This is a genomic window from Viridibacillus arvi (assembly GCF_001274945.1).
Lineage (GTDB): Bacteria > Bacillota > Bacilli > Bacillales_A > Planococcaceae > Viridibacillus > Viridibacillus arvi.
This window is the reverse complement of record NZ_LILB01000001.1, coordinates 1,598,105-1,616,021: the sequence shown is the minus strand read 5'-3', so window position 1 is coordinate 1,616,021 and position 17,917 is coordinate 1,598,105. Positions and strand designations below refer to the sequence as shown.

15 protein-coding genes and 1 other annotated feature are annotated in these 17,917 nt (G+C 36.6%); of the genes, 13 read left to right on the top strand and 2 right to left on the bottom strand.

The features are described 5' to 3' along the window. Positions 1 to 14: 14 nt before the first annotated feature. From AMD00_RS07730 to AMD00_RS07700, 7 genes are all read left to right on the top strand, one after another. Positions 15 to 1,112 (top strand): DUF871 domain-containing protein, encoded by a 1,098-nt coding sequence (locus AMD00_RS07730; RefSeq protein ID WP_053416447.1) that lies wholly within the window; start codon positions 15 to 17, stop codon positions 1,110 to 1,112. 87 nt (positions 1,113 to 1,199) lie between these two features. After that, positions 1,200 to 2,186 (top strand): N-acetylglucosamine kinase, encoded by a 987-nt coding sequence (locus AMD00_RS07725; protein ID WP_083446147.1) that lies wholly within the window; start codon positions 1,200 to 1,202, stop codon positions 2,184 to 2,186. A 232-nt stretch (positions 2,187 to 2,418) separates the two neighbouring features. Continuing rightward, complete coding sequence (locus AMD00_RS07720) at positions 2,419 to 3,180, top strand: tRNA threonylcarbamoyladenosine dehydratase (RefSeq protein ID WP_038187302.1); 762 nt, start codon at positions 2,419 to 2,421, stop codon at positions 3,178 to 3,180. Between the two features lie 241 nt (positions 3,181 to 3,421). Next, on the top strand, positions 3,422 to 3,742 hold the full coding sequence (locus tag AMD00_RS07715; RefSeq protein ID WP_053416446.1) for a PadR family transcriptional regulator: 321 nt from the start codon (positions 3,422 to 3,424) through the stop codon (positions 3,740 to 3,742). Beyond that, on the top strand, positions 3,743 to 4,273 hold the full coding sequence (locus AMD00_RS07710; RefSeq protein ID WP_053416445.1) for a DUF2812 domain-containing protein: 531 nt from the start codon (positions 3,743 to 3,745) through the stop codon (positions 4,271 to 4,273). A gap of 80 nt (positions 4,274 to 4,353) precedes the next feature. After that, positions 4,354 to 5,253, top strand: coding sequence for an ABC transporter ATP-binding protein (locus tag AMD00_RS07705; RefSeq protein ID WP_053416444.1), 900 nt, complete (start codon positions 4,354 to 4,356; stop codon positions 5,251 to 5,253). Next, positions 5,246 to 6,484 (top strand): ABC transporter permease, encoded by a 1,239-nt coding sequence (locus AMD00_RS07700; protein ID WP_053416443.1) that lies wholly within the window; start codon positions 5,246 to 5,248, stop codon positions 6,482 to 6,484. The genes AMD00_RS07705 and AMD00_RS07700 overlap by 8 nt, the downstream gene beginning before the upstream one ends. Before the next feature lie 98 nt (positions 6,485 to 6,582). On the opposite strand, the gene AMD00_RS07695 is transcribed toward AMD00_RS07700, so the two are convergent. Both AMD00_RS07695 and AMD00_RS07690 read right to left on the bottom strand, forming a co-directional pair. Continuing rightward, positions 6,583 to 7,200 (bottom strand): kinase, encoded by a 618-nt coding sequence (locus tag AMD00_RS07695; protein WP_053416442.1) that lies wholly within the window; start codon positions 7,198 to 7,200, stop codon positions 6,583 to 6,585. A gap of 231 nt (positions 7,201 to 7,431) precedes the next feature. Continuing rightward, positions 7,432 to 8,712 (bottom strand): replication-associated recombination protein A, encoded by a 1,281-nt coding sequence (locus AMD00_RS07690; protein WP_053416441.1) that lies wholly within the window; start codon positions 8,710 to 8,712, stop codon positions 7,432 to 7,434. 136 nt (positions 8,713 to 8,848) lie between these two features. Between AMD00_RS07690 and cymR the strand changes: the two genes are divergently transcribed. The 6 genes from cymR (at position 8,849) to alaS (ending at position 17,885) form a co-directional block, all read left to right on the top strand. Continuing rightward, positions 8,849 to 9,268 carry a cysteine metabolism transcriptional regulator CymR gene (gene cymR / locus AMD00_RS07685; RefSeq protein ID WP_053416440.1) on the top strand — a complete coding sequence of 140 codons (420 nt, stop codon included), beginning with the start codon at positions 8,849 to 8,851 and terminating at the stop codon, positions 9,266 to 9,268. A gap of 193 nt (positions 9,269 to 9,461) precedes the next feature. Next, positions 9,462 to 10,604 carry a cysteine desulfurase family protein gene (locus tag AMD00_RS07680; protein ID WP_053416439.1) on the top strand — a complete coding sequence of 381 codons (1,143 nt, stop codon included), beginning with the start codon at positions 9,462 to 9,464 and terminating at the stop codon, positions 10,602 to 10,604. Between the two features lie 19 nt (positions 10,605 to 10,623). Beyond that, positions 10,624 to 11,745 carry a tRNA 2-thiouridine(34) synthase MnmA gene (gene mnmA / locus AMD00_RS07675; protein WP_053416438.1) on the top strand — a complete coding sequence of 374 codons (1,122 nt, stop codon included), beginning with the start codon at positions 10,624 to 10,626 and terminating at the stop codon, positions 11,743 to 11,745. A gap of 14 nt (positions 11,746 to 11,759) precedes the next feature. Continuing rightward, entirely contained in the window at positions 11,760 to 12,419 is a 660-nt protein-coding gene (locus AMD00_RS07670) for a tetratricopeptide repeat protein (protein WP_053416437.1), read from the top strand. Between the two features lie 16 nt (positions 12,420 to 12,435). Continuing rightward, positions 12,436 to 14,907 (top strand): SF1B family DNA helicase RecD2, encoded by a 2,472-nt coding sequence (gene recD2 / locus AMD00_RS07665; RefSeq protein WP_053416436.1) that lies wholly within the window; start codon positions 12,436 to 12,438, stop codon positions 14,905 to 14,907. 91 nt (positions 14,908 to 14,998) lie between these two features. Continuing rightward, positions 14,999 to 15,213 (top strand) — a binding site (T-box leader). A 44-nt stretch (positions 15,214 to 15,257) separates the two neighbouring features. Beyond that, positions 15,258 to 17,885 (top strand): alanine--tRNA ligase, encoded by a 2,628-nt coding sequence (gene alaS, locus AMD00_RS07660; protein ID WP_053416435.1) that lies wholly within the window; start codon positions 15,258 to 15,260, stop codon positions 17,883 to 17,885. Positions 17,886 to 17,917: the final 32 nt, after the last annotated feature.

The window sequence follows — 17,917 nt, the reverse complement described above, 5'->3', positions numbered from 1 at the left end:
GCGGAGGTATTCAAATGAGAAGATTAGGAATTTCAATTTATCCTCAACATAGCACGTTAGAGGAAATGCAAAATTATATCCAACTAGCTCATGATCATGGTTTTAGTCGGATATTCACTTGTCTAATGTCTATGAAAAATAATGAGGAAAAAGAAAAGTTACAACAAATTAATCAATTTGCGCAACAGCTTGGCTTTGATATTTCCGCTGACATCGCTCCTCAAGTCTTTGAGGAATTAGGCTTAACTTATAGAGATATCGCATTCTTGAAAGAACAATATCACTTAGCCGCTTTACGCTTAGATATGGGATTCTCTGGACAGGAGGAAGCGTTCATGTCATTGGACGCTTCTAACTTAAAAGTCGAACTTAATATTAGTAACGGTACAAAATATGTAGAAAATATTTTGTCTTATCAACCAAACCGTGAAAATATTATTGGCTGCCATAATTTCTATCCAAGAAAGTATACAGGTCTTTCGAGAGAGCATTTTATTAATTCTTCAAAGTTATTCAAAGATAATCAAATTCGTACTGCGGCAATGATTTCTTCGAATCATGCGCAATATGGACCATGGGAGGAAACACCGTACGGCTTACCTACATTAGAAGAGCATCGCGGTTTACCTATCACAGTTCAAGCGAAAGATCTTTGGCATACTGGCTTAATTGATGATTTGATCATTGGGAATATGTATGCAACTGAAGAAGAGCTACAAGCATTAGGAAAACTGAATCGTCAAAAATTAGAACTTGATATTGTACCATCTGCTGAAAATTCAGAGGTGGAAAATAAAATCATTTTTGAAGAACCACACTTTAACCGTGGTGATGTCTCTGAATATGTGATTCGCAGTACACAATCTCGTGTTAAATACAAATCGGAGCAATTCAAACCACATGATGTATTTGATATTCAAACAGGAGATGTCACGATAGATAATGACGAGGATATCCGTTACAAAGGTGAGTTACAGTTAGTGCTAAAGGATATACCGAATTCAGGAAGTACGAATATTGTAGCTAAAGTGGTGCCAGAAGAAATTTATTTACTTGAGAAAATTCGACCATGGGAATCTTTTGGATTTAATATGGTAGAGAAAAAAAGTTAGAATGAGTAAAAGGGTTGAGTGCTATGTTCTATAGTTCTCAATCCTTTTTACTTATCTTTGATGAAGTAAGTAGCTAGGGGGATGAAGATGTTTGTATTAGCGATTGATGGCGGCGGTACCAAAACATGTGCTGTTATTAGTGACGAAGGCGGACATATCCATGCAATGGTGACAGTCGGTAAAAGTAATCCAACGACAATGAGTCAAAAAGAATTTGAACAGGTAATCGATCAAGTATTAATAATATTAAAATCACAGAACCCAACAGCCTTTGTGCAAATTGCAAGCTGTTTTGCAGGTATGGCTGGGGTGAAAGAAAAACAATATGATTCAATTCTAATTGATGTTTTACATAGTCACTTACCAAAAGAGGCGACGATCGAGATAGCAAATGATGCGACAAATGCGTTGTATGCTGGTACCTTAGGTTCTGAAGGAATTGTGCAAATAGCAGGAACCGGAGCTATTACATTAGGATTAGATGATCAACACAACATTGTACGTACATCTGGTTGGGGATATTTGTTTGATGATGAAGGAAGCGGCTATGATTTAGGGGTACAGGCTTTAAAAGCTGTATTTAAAGCTTATGATGGTAGAGGATATCAAACTAATCTAACAGCGAGGTTATGCCAGCACTTTCAAGTAGATGCGGTTCCTCAAATAATTGATCAAGTCTACGGAGAAGGGCATCCAAGAGCCATTATTTCTCCACTTAGTATGTATGTGAGCGAAGAAGCTCTAAAAGGAGATATAGTAGCTCGCATCATTATTCAAAAGGCATGTGAAAAATACTTCCAATCCATTAAAGCATGTTTAGATCAAATGACTTGGTCAAAAGATAAAATTCCTGTTGTGTTGGCAGGTGGAGTATTCTCGAATGTAGAACTTTTCATTCCGATTCTCCAAAAATTGGCGCAAAAAGAAGTTGTTGAAATTCAGTTTTATCCTTCTCTTATGCCACCAATTGGAGGAGCAGTTGTAGGTGGACTGAAAAATTGTGGACAATACATAGATTCGCATTTTGTCGAGATGTTTAATGAACAAATGTTGAGATCTGGTAGTGAAGTTTAAGTATTATTTATCCCGTAAATTCGGCTAGTTCTTTCTAGCATCGAATTTACGGGATTTGTTTTTTATTAGATTAATATTTCTAGAATTTAACTTAAATCAAAAATACAATTAAATTTCCTTGCATCAATCCTTGCAATCATCTAGCTTTTTGTATATATTTTTCACGATACCTATTTTCTTACTAATAGGATAGGATTACTTAAAAATTTAATTTAAACGGAGTGAAAGGTATATGTTACATCAATTTTCACGTAATGAATTAGCCATTGGAACAGATGGAATAGATAAACTAAAAAATACTACTGTAGCAATTTTAGGTATTGGCGGTGTTGGATCGTTTGCTGCTGAAGCTTGTGCAAGAAGTGGTGTTGGTCGCATCATCTTAGTAGATAAAGACGATGTAGATATTACGAACATTAATCGCCAACTAGTAGCTTATATGTCGACAATCGGGCGCTCAAAATCAGCTGTTATGAAGGAGCGAATTGCTGATATCAACCCTGATTGTGAAGTTATAGATTTGCATATGTTCTACACAGAAGAAACGTATGAAAAATTCTTTAGTTACGAACCGGATTATGTGATTGATGCGTCAGATACAGTTATATATAAAATTCACATAATGAAAGAATGCTTAAAACGTGGTGTAAAAATAATTGCAAGTATGGGTGCAGCAAATAAAATGGATCCAACACGTTTTCAAATTGCTGATATTTCAAAAACACATACCGATCCATTAGCGAAGGTAATTCGTGTGAAATTGCGTAAAGAAGGTATTAAAAAAGGAATACCTGTAATCTTTTCTGATGAGAGCCCGATTGTCGTTCGTCCAGATGTTGTACAAACAGTCGGTAAACCAGAAGCAGAAATTCGCAAAGCGCAATTGCCGCCATCATCAAATGCGTTCGTACCATCTTCAGTTGGATTAATCGCGGCTAGCTGGGTAGTACGAGATATTTTGAGTGATATTGAGATTAAAACGGTGAGAGATTAATTTAGCTCGTTAAATGAAATGATAGCAAATAGTTTTGAGTGGAAATTTATAAACTTTATTTGAATATAGAGAATTTAAAATGCAAAAGCTTATGAGCTTTTGCATTTTTTTATTTAAAGGGGTAAAAATTAATAAATGGATAAAATTGTTTAAAATTCAATTGAAAAGTATATCGTCTGCTGATATACTTTATATATCGGCTAGCGATGTAATCGCTGTTGATGTAAAGAGGTGATTTAATATGCAACAACATGGACCTTTAACAGAAGGTGTGTATTATATTTTGCTGGCGCTATATGAACCAAGGCATGGCTATGGAATTATGCAATTGGTAGAATCATTGAGCAAGGGGCGTGTACAGCTTGGCCCAGGGACTTTATATGGAGCGCTTAAGTCCTTAGTTGAGAGAGGTTGGATTCAAACTGTTGAGGCTAAAGAGTCAACCAGAAAGAAACAATATATGATTACTGCACAAGGAAAAGGCGAAGTGGAAGCCGAAATAGTCAGGATGAAAGAATTAATAATGAATGGAGAATTGATGATAAAAGGAGGGATTGAATAGGTGAAGGGCGCATATAATTGTTTTTGGGACTTCGAAAAGGAAGAGCAGTGGTTAAATGAACAGTCTAAGAAAGGTCTACAACTAAAAAAAGTAAATTATTTTCGATATACATTTGAAGAGGATGCAACAGTAAATTATAACTATATGTTAGAAAAACTGAAAGATAAAACAAATCGTCAAGAAAATAAAGAGTATATCGAGTTTTTACAAGATAGTGGCATAGAGCATGTAGATACTTATTTTGGATGGGTCTATTTACGAAAAGATGCTAGTGAAGAACCTTTTGAACTTTATACTGATACGGCATCTAAAATGGCCCATTATCATCGAATAATCACAATTCCAAGTGCCATTATCGTAATCAATGTACTCGTATTTTTCATTAACTTTTTCTTGGGTAAAGAATCGGATGTTGCAGATTTAATTACCGGTATTAATCTGGGTATGACAGTTACCTTATTTATTTTTGTTCTATATACATTTAATAAAATTAGGAAACTAAAAAAATCTCAGATATTGTTTCATATTTGAATATGAAGCAAAACTAGATTGTTAGAAGATGTTATTTATTTAAAACACAATGTAAATGCATTTAGAAAAGGAGACTTTCAATGGCATTAGTAATTCAAGAAGTTACAAAGAGGTATCAGAATTTTGTGGCGGTGGATAATCTTTCTTTTACAATTGAAAAAGGAGAGATTTTCGGTCTGATTGGTCAAAACGGTGCAGGGAAAACGACGACTTTCCGAATGATTTTAGACTTGCAAGAAACAACAGCTGGAACGATTTCATGGAACGGAGAGTCAATACACGCGATAGACCGTGATTTACTCGGTTATTTACCGGAGGAACGCGGTATTTTCCCAACTATGACAGTTGAGGATCAGCTATATTTCTTTGGCGAACTAAGAGGACGTAAGAAAAAAGAGCTAAAAGAAGATGTGAACTATTGGATTGAACGTTTTGAGTTAGAGGAAAAGCGTAAGGCAAAAGCAGAGACTCTTTCTAAAGGGAATCAACAGAAAGTTCAGCTTATCGCAAGTTTCATACATAAGCCTGAGTTTTTGATTTTAGACGAACCGTTCAGTGGATTAGACCCTGTGAACAAAGATTTATTAAAAGAAGCGATTTTATTTTTAAAGGAAAATGGTACGACGATTCTATTTTCAAGTCATCAAATGGAAAACGTGGAAGAGTTGTGTGATCATTTATGCTTGTTAAAACGAGGAGTATCATTGTTTTCTGGTAGTTTGTTAGATTTGAAGAAACAATATGGTAAAACAAAGTTAACAGTGAGAACGGATATGGCTATAGAGGAACTTACAGCTTTACCAGGAGTAAAAGATGTAACTATTGGTAAAGAACAGTACACGCTTACATTAGAGGATGAATCATATGCAAAAGGAATCTTCGATATCGTTTCAAAAGGTGATTACATCGAAAAATTCAGCCTAGATTATTTATCACTGGATGAAATTTTCAAGGATAAGGTAGGTGGCGGCAATGTCTAAGTTTTGGATATTAGTAAAGCAACTTTATAAGCAAAAGATTAAAGCGAAGTCATTTATTTTCTCTATTCTATTATATCTTGTCGTCATTAGTTGTGTGATGTTCTGGTCAGATATTAAAGAAGCTCTGTTCTCGGAAGAGCCTTTAAAAGTGGCAGTTTTAAATGATACGGATGCGGATTTCAAGGCACTTTTCACTTCCAGTGCAGATGTTGAATTTTCATTCCCAAAAGAGAATGAAAGCAAAGTTGAGAAAAAGGTAAAAGACGGAGATTTAGATGCTGCGATTTTCATTCAAGATAAGGCTGGATCTTTAGTAGCTGAAATTGCAACATTTAATCCACTTAAATTTAATGATCAGCAAAGCTTATCGTCTAGTATCCAATATGCAGGGAAGCTTTATGAAGTACAACAGCTCAATTTAACTGCAGAACAAGCAGATAAAATTTTACAATCTGAGACAATGATTACAACAAAAAACTTGAATAAAGAAGCTGCTGGTGGTAAAAGCGAAGATGAGAAGTCAGCGGGTATAGGCGCATCAATGATAGTTGGATTCATCATTTACGGGTTTGTCATGTCATTCTTATCGATGATTACGACGGATGTAGCTTCTGAAAAAGGGTCACGTGTGCTAGAAGTGCTTCTTGCGAGTATTAAACCGGTGACACACTTTTTGGCAAAATTAACAGGGACATTTTTACTTGCGGTTACGCAAATTGTTATTTTATTTGCAGTACAATCGTTACTATTTATCTTAGTAGATGGCGGTGAAAAGTGGGATACAGTAATTGAAGTAATCAATAGTCTGTCAGCTGGATATGTGGCATATGTACTGGCGTTTTTAATATTAACTATATTATTATTCCTAATTATGGGTGCTCTACTTGGATCGCTTGTGTCAAAAGTAGAAGAGTCAGGCCAAGCGATGATGCCTGCAATGATGGTTGGTGTTGGTGGATTTTACGTCCTTTTATCAGGAATGTATAGTCCAGACACAATATTAGTAAAAGTGTGTTCTTATATTCCATTTACTTCAGGAATGGTAATGCCGCTACGTATTGGTGCAACCGATATTGCAGCTTCAGAACCAATGATTTCACTAGGTATACTTATTGTGACTGTAGTACTGTTATTTATGCTAAGTCTATCATTCTACAAACGAAGTGTATTAACTTATAGCACGGGTGGTATTATCCAAAAAATTAAAACAGTATTAAAAGTTACGACATAATCAAATGCTAAAAAATTTAGCTATTGTACTTGGATAAAAATAATCTATAGGAGTAGCCCCCTTAAACTTTAATTACTAAAGTAAGGGGGTTCCTTTGTTTAAATAACTATATCTGCATTTTTAATTGGATTTTCTGTATTCAGGTAATGTTCTTCTCCTAACCAGTATCTCCTTTTATATTTTAAAAGTATTGCTTTTTTATCCCCGATATAAGAATCCCGATTTAAAACTCTTTCATACCTTAATTCTCGAGGGCAATCTAAAAATATAGTATAGTCATAAAACTCTCGCCATTCTTTTCTTTGAAGAAATATACCTTCTATAAGAATGATACTATCAACTGCAACGGTAATTTGTTTAACTGAGATTGTATCGGTAGATTTATCATAGAATGGTAAATCGATATTCTTTTTATTGTTCCTTAATCCTTCGAATAGACTATTAGTTAACATTTTAATATCCCATTGTAAGTAGTAATATTCATACCATTCCTCATGTCCCGTCTCGTACCTTTTATGTTTTTTTTCAATATGATCATCAATATGTATAATGACTACCGAGCTGTTATTATTACTCAATTCCTGTTCAAGTTTTTTTACTAATGTGCTTTTACCTGCTCCACTTAAACCATCAATTGCGACAATAAAAGGACGTTTTTTAAATGTGCGTGTAGCAAATTGAAGTAATATTTTTTCTGCTAATTCTTTAATGGTCATCTATTCCATCCGCCTTTGTCTGAGTGTTTATTAAACAGAAGTATTCTCTGGTTTTATAAGAAGCTCTTTTAGTTTTATTTTAATTTATTCTATTAATAAAACGATTTCCCTGCTTAGAAAAAGCTACTTTGTTAATAGGACGTGAAAAAAGTAATCATTAATTTAGAAAACCTGGTTTTAATAACAAAAGGGTTACCTTAAAAGTACTAGACATGTAGGTAACCCTTTTCGCTATTTTTTAAATGATTTCAGCTTATCATAAATCCCTGCCATGCGTTTTTCCTCGCCAGCAATAATAGGTTTATAATATTCGGTGCCGACAAGTTCTTCAGGTAAATATTCTTGGTCGACCCAGCCACCAAAAGTGCCGATAGGTGTGTTATGTGGATATTGATAACCTTCTACACCTAATGTTTTTGCACCTTCATAATGAGCATCCCGTAAATGCATAGGAATGTCTCCTGTTTTTCCTGCTCGAATATCAGCGATGGCAGCATCAATTGCCGAAATTGCAGAATTTGATTTGGATGCTAAACACATTTCGATCACGGCTTGAGCTAATGGAATACGTGCTTCAGGTAATCCAAGGCGCTCAGCTGCTTGTACAGCAGATAGAACATGTCCTCCTACTTCAGGATTTGCAAGACCAATATCTTCATAGCCCATTACGAGTAATCTACGAGAAACAGCTACTAAGTCCCCATTTTCTAGACAATGCGCTAAATAGTAGAGTGCGGCGTTTGTATCACTACCTCTTACTGATTTTTGTAAAGCCGATAATAGATTATAAAAATGAGAACCTTTTTTATCTCCGAAAACTCCGATACGTTCTGCTAGATTTTTGACTGTATCATCCTGTACAATCGTTTCATTATTCACTTCATCAGAAGCGTAATAAATGGACTCTAACAAAGTTAATGCTTTTCGTGCATCGCCGTGAGCTGCAACTACTATTTTGTCACGTTGTGAATCGCTTAATCTTATTGTATAACGACCAAGTCCGCGTTCTTTATCTTCTAGAGCGCGTAACACAAGCGCGTCAATATCTTCATAAGTTAATCTTTTAAGTTGCTTAATCTCGCCGCAGCGTGAGCGAATGGCAGGGTTCACATCATGAAATGGATTTTCCGTTGTGGCACCTATTAATACAATAGATCCATTTTCAACATGTGGTAACAATGTGTCTTGTTGTAATTTATTGAAACGATGGATTTCATCTAAAAACAGTAACACTTTACCTGTTAACTGTGCTTCTGCAACTACGTCTTCAACATCTTTCTTTCCTGCGCGTGTTGCATTAAGTGCAAAGAATGGAAGATGGGAAGTACCTGCGATAGCATAGGCAATCGATGTTTTCCCGATTCCGGGTTCACCGTATAGTAATATGGAAGGGACATGCCCGTTTGAAATCATTTTATATAGTGTAGTATTTTTTCCTATGATGGTTTGTTGACCAACGACTTCATCTAAGTTACGTGGTCGCATGCGGAATGCGAGTGGTTCATTTGGCAAAGTAATTGCCTCCTCTCGTACATTTGTTCTATTTTTGAGCTTGTAACATTTATGATAAAGCATTCCCGAGTAGAATGGAAGGAAATATGCTATACTTTAACGTATAAATGTAAGCTACTATATAGAGGTGTATACTTTGAAAATCTCAACTAAAGGCCGTTATGGTCTAACAATTATGATTGAACTAGCCAAACAATACGGGCAAGGTCCAATTCCTTTGCGACAAATTGCAGCAGAAAATGATTTGTCAGAAGCTTATTTGGAACAGCTTGTTTCTCCCCTTAGAAACTCAGGTTTAGTGAAGAGTGTTCGTGGGGCTTATGGTGGCTATATGTTATCAAAACCACCGCATTTAATTTCAGCAGCTGATGTTATTCGTGTGCTTGAAGGACCGATTCAACCGGTTGAAGGAATTGAAAATGAAGCTCCACCTCAACGACAGCTATGGATGGGGATTCGTGATGCAGTGAAGAATGTATTAGATACAACTTCATTAGAGGATTTAGCTTCTTATAAAGAACAAGATTCTGATGACGGATATATGTTTTATATTTAATGAATTAATCTCACTGCTTCTTATTGAGGGATTGATTAGTAGGTATAAATAATTCAGTGGGTATGAACCCGAGTTGAATAAAGTTAAAGCCTTGGGCAAATATCCTCGTTCTAAATCGGGGTAGATTTTTTTCGACGAGAGCAAATTGTCGGACACAAACCTCCCAAGGCGAATTTGATAGGAGTTTTTTACGATGAAAGAAATTTATCTAGACCATGCAGCTACTTCTCCAATGCATCCAGAAGTTATTGAGAAAATGACTGAGCTTATGGGTTCTGTTTACGGTAATGCATCTAGTATTCATAGTATTGGACGTCATGCAAGAAAATATTTGGACGATGCCAAAATGGTACTTGCACAATCAATTGGTGCAAAAGACCAAGAAATCATTATGACAAGTGGTGGTTCTGAAGCAGATAATTTAGCTATTTTCGGTACGGCATATGCACGCCGTAATGAAGGTCGTCATATTATTACGTCTCAAATCGAACATCATGCAGTATTGCATACGTGTGAGCGTCTTGAAAAACAAGGTTTTAAAGTAACGTATTTACCTGTCAATGCACAGGGTGTAGTTTCTGTCCAAGATGTCCAACAGGCATTAACAGATGATACGATCTTAGTAACAATTATGTATGGTAATAATGAGGTAGGATCGATTCAGCCGATTAAAGAAATCGGATCACTATTAAAAAAACACAAAGCAACATTCCATACAGATGCAGTTCAAGCTTATGGTATAGAGAAATTTGATGTGGAAGATTTACAAGTAGATTTACTTTCGGTTTCTGCTCATAAATTGAACGGGCCAAAAGGAATAGGTTTCCTATATCAACGTGAAAATACACCATTACAATCCACCTTGCTTGGTGGAGAACAAGAGCGTAAACGTCGAGCAGGAACTGAGAATATTCCTGCAATTTGTGCGTTTGCAGAAGCAGTAAGAATTGCACAAGCAAATTTTGAAGTGAAACAGCAGGAATTTGTTAGCTTTCAAGAATTATTTTTAAATACATTAGATCAAGCTAAAATTTCTTATCATGTAAATGGTGATAGAGCTAACACTTTACCACATGTATTGAATATTAGTTTTACAGGTATGGATGTAGAATCCTTCCTCGTAAATTTAGATATGGCAGGTATCGCAGCTTCAAGTGGTTCTGCATGTACGGCTGGATTAATAGATCCATCACATGTGTTGGTTGCAATGTACGGAAAAGGTGCACCAGAACTGCGCAATTCAATTCGTTTTAGCTTCGGATTTGGGCTCTCTTTAGAGGATGTTCAAGTAGCTGCTGATAAAACAGTTGAAATTGTTGAGCGCTTAGCGAAATAAAAGAAAAAAGGTGAATGTTATGAACGCAACAAAAGACCCTTCAAAAACACGCGTTGTTGTCGGCATGTCTGGAGGAGTCGATTCTTCAGTTGCTGCGTATTTATTGAAAAAACAAGGCTATGATGTAATTGGCATCTTCATGAAAAACTGGGATGATACAGACGAATTTGGTGTTTGTACGGCAACTGAAGATTATGATGATGTTATTAAAGTATGTAACCAAATCGGAATCCCTTATTATGCAGTAAACTTTGAAAAGCAATATTGGGATAAAGTTTTTACTTACTTCTTAGATGAATACAAAGCAGGACGTACACCAAATCCTGATGTAATGTGTAACAAAGAAATTAAATTCAAAGCATTCCTTGAACACGCATTAAAACTAGGTGCTGACTATTTAGCAACAGGTCACTACGCACAAGTAGCGGAGCGTGATGGTGAGACAGTCATGTTACGTGGAAAAGATAATAATAAAGATCAAACGTACTTCTTGAACCAACTTTCACAGGAACAACTTTCAAAAGTAATGTTCCCAATTGGGCATTTAGAGAAACCAAAAGTACGTGAAATTGCACTCGAAGCGGGATTAGCAACTGCTACAAAAAAAGATTCAACAGGTATTTGCTTCATCGGAGAACGTAATTTCAAACAATTCTTAAGCCAATACTTACCTGCGCAACCAGGCAATATGGAAACAATGGATGGCAAGGTTATGGGTAAACACGACGGTTTAATGTACTACACAATTGGACAACGTCACGGCTTAGGTATTGGTGGCGACGGTGAACCTTGGTTTGTACTTGGTAAAGATTTAGAAAAAAACGTGTTATTAGTCGGACAAAACTTCCATAATGATAAACTGTATTCTCATAGCTTAACAGCAGTGAAATTAGGTTTTACTTCAAATAAACCAAAACAAGAGAAATTTAGTTGTACAGCTAAATTCCGTTATCGCCAAGAAGATACTCCGGTAGAGGTTGAAATGTTGGGTGATGATAAAGTACGTGTTACTTTTGAAGAACCAATACGTGCTATCACACCAGGACAATCTGTCGTATTTTATGATGGTGACGAGTGTCTAGGTGGCGCAACAATCGATGAAGTCTTTAAAGACGGTAAAAAATTAACGTATGTAGGTTAATAGGAGTGGAAATAGTGGATTTTAATGAACAAGGTATAAAGGCTATTCAAGAAAAGCGTTACGAAGACGCTGTCAAGGCTTTTACACAAGCAATAGAGGAAGAACCAAATAATACAGTAGGTTACATTAACTTTGGTAACCTACTAGCTTCTATGGATGAAACTGAAAGAGCAGAGCGTTTCTTTCAAAAAGCAATTACTTTAGATGAAAAAGCTGCGACAGCTTATTATGGATTAGCTAATCTATATTACAATAGTGAGCGTTTTATGGAAGCTGCTAAATTATATGAAATTGCTATTCGCCTAGGTATTGAAGGTGAAGATGCATTTTATATGCTTGGAAAGAGCTTCGAACGTGCAGGTGAAACAAAATTAGCGTTACCTTATTTACAAAGAGCAGCAGAGTTAGCTCCTGAAGACGTACAAGTTCGTCTAGCATACGGAATTTTACTTTGCTCATTAGAAATGTTTGATGTAGCACAAAAAGAATTACAATATGTGATCGATCAAGACTGGAATAATGCAGATGCTCACTATAACTTAGGTGTACTTTTTGCAGTGTCAACTGAACGTACAGAAGATGCTTTGTATCATTTAAAACAAGCATTTACATTACAACCTGAGTTTGAACAAGCGCGTTATATCCACGATATGATTGCTATGAAGCAACAATAAAAAGGAGGGGACAGCGTTGACTGAAAATGTATCATTGTTTCAAGAAGAACAGCTATTTATAGTCGGTCGGCCTGTCGTCTCTATCTTCCATAATCCTCAGAACTTATTTTCCATCATTAAGTTGAAAATCCAAGAAACGAATACGACATATCAAGAAAAAGAAATTATCGTGACAGGCTTTTTTCCATCTGTCGTTCAAGAAACGTTGTATCGTTTTACTGGACAATTGAAACAGCATCCTAAATACGGCATACAATTTCAAGCTAATACTTTTGTTAAAGAGATTCCTGGTACTGAACAAGGTGTCGTACATTACTTGTCGAGTGATTTATTCCCAGGGATAGGTCATAAAACGGCTGAGACAATCGTTAAAAAGCTAGGGAAAGACGCCATTAAAATTATTATTAATAATCCGGATGCACTTGATGAAATTCCAAGGCTTACAGAAGATAAAAAAGAGACATTACGCTCCGTACTAGAGCAAAATCTAGGATTGGATCGTATTATGATCCAATTAAATGACTGGGGCTTTGGCCCACAACTAGCAGTGCGTATATACCAAATGTATGAAAATGAAACAATTCAACTTTTAACAGAGAATCCTTACAGACTTATTGAAGAAGTTGAAGGTGTAGGTTTTCAACGTGCCGATGAATTAGGAGCTAAACTACATATTACAGGGGACCATCCAGATCGTATTAAAGCTGCTGTGTTACACCTATTAAATGCAGGTGCTCTGTCAGAGGGGCATGTATATATGGAAGCGAAGGATATTCTGCCACAAGCGAAAAGCCTACTTGAAATGAGTCAGGCATATGAAATTCCTTTTGAGGCGATTTCAAAAGCCTGTATCGAGCTTCGCGAGGACAGTAAAATTTGTGGTGAAGAAACACGCCTCTATATGCCGTCTTTGTATTTTTCTGAGATTGGTATTGCTTCTAAAATTACAGAGTTAGTTCAAAAAAATGCTGAACAATCCGCGTTCCCTACATCTGAAATCCGAAAATTTATCGGTGATGCTGAGGAACGTTTTGGTGTTTCATATGCAGAAACGCAAGTGGACGCTATTGAGAAGGCTATTAACTCAGCAGTTATGATTTTAACAGGTGGCCCTGGTACAGGGAAAACGACTGTAGTTAGAGGGATTGTAGACGTTTATGCAGAGCTTCACGGCTTAACTTTAAATCCAAAAGACTATATTGAAAAAGACGAGCCTTTTCCGATTGTATTAGTGGCGCCGACAGGAAGAGCAGCTAAGCGTCTTAGTGAATCAACTGAATTACCAGCGATGACTATTCACCGTTTGCTTGGCTTCACTGGACAAGAAAAGGAAGAGGAAACGGAGAAGGAAGTTGGAGGGAGGCTCATCATCGTCGACGAAATGTCGATGGTTGATACATGGCTCGCTCATCAGTTGTTGAAATCGTTAAATGACGATTGCCAAGTTATTTTTGTTGGTGACCAAGATCAATTGCCGCCTGTAGGCCCTGGACAAGTGCTAAAAGATTTACTTGCTTCTAAAGCAATTCCAACTGTTGAGTTAACTGATGTATATAGACAAGCAGATGGCTCATCAATTATTGAACTTGCCCATCAAATGAAAAAAGGCGAGATGCCGCAGAATATGCTTGCAAAAACATCCGATCGTTCTTTTATCCAAGCTGGCTCCGACCAAGTAGCTGATGTCATCAAACAAGTCGTATCAAGTGCTGTTAAGAAAGGATTCTCCATTCATGATGTGCAAATATTAGCTCCTATGTATAGAGGCCCTGCAGGCATTGATGCTATTAATAAAATGATTCAGGAACTTGTTAATCCGAAGAAAACTGAAAAGAGTAAGGAAATAACATTTGGTGATGTGACGTATCGTATAGGTGATAAAATTTTACAGCTTGTCAATCAACCGAATAGCAATGTCTTTAACGGTGATATGGGGGAAGTAATAAGTATTATCAAAGCGAATGAGACAATTGAGAAACAAGACTTACTTGTAGCTTCATATGATGGCATTGAAGTAACATATCAACGCGGTGATTTGAATCAGATCACTCTTGCTTACTGTTGTTCAATTCATAAATCACAAGGTAGTGAATTCCAAACAGTTATTATGCCAGTAGTACGTGGTTATTCTAAAATGTTGCGTAAAAACTTGTTGTATACAGGAATTACGAGGGCAAAAAACTTCCTCATTCTTTGTGGTGAAATTGATGTGTTTAAGTATGGTATGCTAAGAACAGATGATCTTCAAAGAAACACTACTTTAGCACAGCGTCTTCAAATAGAAGAAGTTCTAGAGGCAGTTAAAGATTCTGTTGAGCCAGAATCGGCACAAGTGACAGAAACGACTAATTCAACAAATGTCGAACAACAGGAAGAGCAACTATCGTTGGAATCACAGTCCTTGAATACTGATAATTATTTAGATATTCACCCTTTAATCGGCATGAAAGGTATAAGTCCTTATGATTTTCTTGAAGAAGAGATTTGACAGATACAAAGACCTTTTTTAAAATAAGATTGAGTCGATATTTGAAAACAATCGTATTTTCGAATATTTGTAACTAATAATATATATATCGCTTAAAACTACGAAGGATATAAGTACATTATGCAATGTGCACAGAAAGAGGTTCCTAGGCTGCAAGAACCTTCACAAATCATTTTGGAAAGCTCATCCTGAGTACAGCTAATCCCTGTCGTTTGCCGCGTTAAGGCTTAATGAAGAGACAATAGACGCAAGACCGGTCTATTGTAACTAGGGTGGTACCGCGAATTTTCAACCTTCGTCCCTTTTATAGTGGATGAAGGTTTTTTATTGTCTAAAGGAGGAATAAATAAATGAAAACAGCAGCAGAAATTCGTCGTAAATATATTGAGTTCTTTGAAGAAAAAGGACATAAACAAGAGCCAAGTGCACCACTTGTGCCTATTAATGACCCATCATTATTATGGATCAACTCAGGAGTAGCAACATTAAAAAAATACTTTGATGGTCGTGTTATTCCTGACAATCCTCGTATCGTAAATGCACAAAAGTCTATCCGTACAAACGATATCGAAAACGTAGGTAAAACAGCTCGTCACCATACATTCTTCGAAATGTTAGGAAACTTCTCTATCGGTGATTACTTCAAAAAAGAAGCTATTCACTACGCTTGGGCGTTCTTAACAGATGCAAAATGGATGGGCTTTGAACCTGAAAAACTTTCAATTACTATTCACCCTGAAGATACTGAAGCATATACAATCTGGAAAGATGAAATCGGGGTTCCTGAGGAGCGCTTAATTCGTCTTGAAGGAAACTTCTGGGATATCGGTGAAGGTCCAAGTGGTCCAAACTCAGAAATCTTCTATGACCGCGGAGAATCATACGGTGCAGATGAATCAGATCCTGAACTATATCCAGGTGGAGAAAATGAGCGTTACTTAGAAATTTGGAATCTTGTTTTCTCAGAGTTCAACCATAATCCAGATGGCACATACACGCCGCTGCCAAAACAAAATATTGATACTGGTATGGGTCTAGAACGTATGGCTTCTGTTGTACAAAATGTACCAACAAACTTTGATACGGATTTATTTATGCCAATTATCGAGCATACAGAACGTATTTCTGGTGTAAAATATCACGTTGATGTAAACAAAGATGAAGCGTTCAAAGTAATCGCTGACCATATTCGTACAGTAGCATTTGCTATAGGTGATGGAGCACTTCCATCAAACGAAGGACGTGGTTATGTATTACGTCGTTTATTACGCCGTGCCGTACGTTACGCAAAACAATTAGGTATTGAGAAACCATTTATGTATGATTTAGTACCAACTGTTGGCGAAATTATGGTGGACTTCTATCCAGAAGTAAAAGAAAAACAAGATTTTATCCAACGTGTTATTAAAAATGAAGAAGTTCGTTTCCATGAAACACTAGACGGTGGTTTAGCTATTTTCAATGAAGTAGTTGAAACGCAAAAAGCAGCAAACTCAAATATCGTGCCAGGTAAGGACGCTTTCCGCCTTTATGATACTTATGGTTTCCCTGTTGAATTAACAGAAGAATATGCTGAAGAAGTAAATATGACTGTAGACCACGAAGGTTTTGAAAAAGAGATGGAAGCACAACGTAACCGTGCTCGTGCAGCTCGTCAAGACGTCGATTCTATGCATGTTCAATCTGAAGTATTGGCTAATCTAAACCAAGAAAGTACATTTGTTGGTTATGAAACATTAACAACTCATACAAAAGTAGTTGCAATCGTAGCAAATGGACAAGAAGTGAAAGAAGCTTCTGAAGGTGAAGAAGTTCTAGTTATTCTTTCGGAAACGCCATTTTATGCAGAGTCGGGTGGTCAAATTGCTGACCATGGTACAATCTCGAATGACTCATTCACTGCGTCAATTAAAGATGTACAAAAGTCACCGAATGGTCAAAATTTGCATACTGTTATTGTAGAAACTGGAGAAATGCATATTGAAGATGAGGTTCATGCAGTTGTGGATCGTGATGCTCGCAATCAAACGATTAAAAATCACACAGCGACTCATCTATTACAACGTGCATTAAAAGATATATTAGGAGATCATGTAAACCAAGCAGGTTCTTATGTAGGGCCAGATCGTTTACGATTTGACTTCTCTCACTTCGGTCAAGTAACAAAAGAAGAGTTAGAAACAATTGAGCAAATTGTGAACGAAAAAATTTGGGACGATATCGCTGTTATTATTGAAAATAAAGCAATCGATGAAGCAAAAGCAATGGGTGCAATGGCTTTATTCGGTGAGAAATATGGTGATGTAGTTCGTGTTGTACAAGTGGGCGACTATTCATTAGAACTTTGCGGTGGTATTCACGTAGACCGTACTTCACAAATTGGGTTCTTTAAAATTGTTTCTGAGAGCGGAATTGGAGCAGGTACTCGTCGTCTTGAAGCTGTAACAGGTAAAGCAGCTTTCGTTGCAGCAAAAGAAGAGCAACATATTCTGGAGCAAGCAGCAGCTCTATTTAAAGCTAATCCAAAAGATTTAGTTGCACGTGTTGAAGGTTTACAACATGATTACAAAGAACAACAACGCGAAAATGCTGCGCTATCTTCTAAAATTGCAAACGCTCAAGCATCTAATATATTATCTGCAGCAAAAGAAATTGGTGAAGTCACAGTTCTTGCTACTAAAGTAGAAGCAAAAGACAACAATCAATTACGTCAATTAATGGATGATCTAAAAGAGAAAATGACTAACAGCGTTATTGTTTTAGGTGCAACTGAAGGCGATAAAGTAATGCTTATCGCAGGTGTTACAAAAGACATAGCTGGTGGGAACTATCACGCTGGAAATATCGTTAAACAAGTAGCAGAACAATGCGGTGGTAAAGGTGGCGGTCGCCCAGATATGGCGATGGCTGGAGCAAAAGATGGCTCTAAACTTGCAGAAGCGCTTGAATCTGTTTATGATTATGTAAAATCTATTTAAAAGGTAGCTCTAATACGTTATACTTACTATGA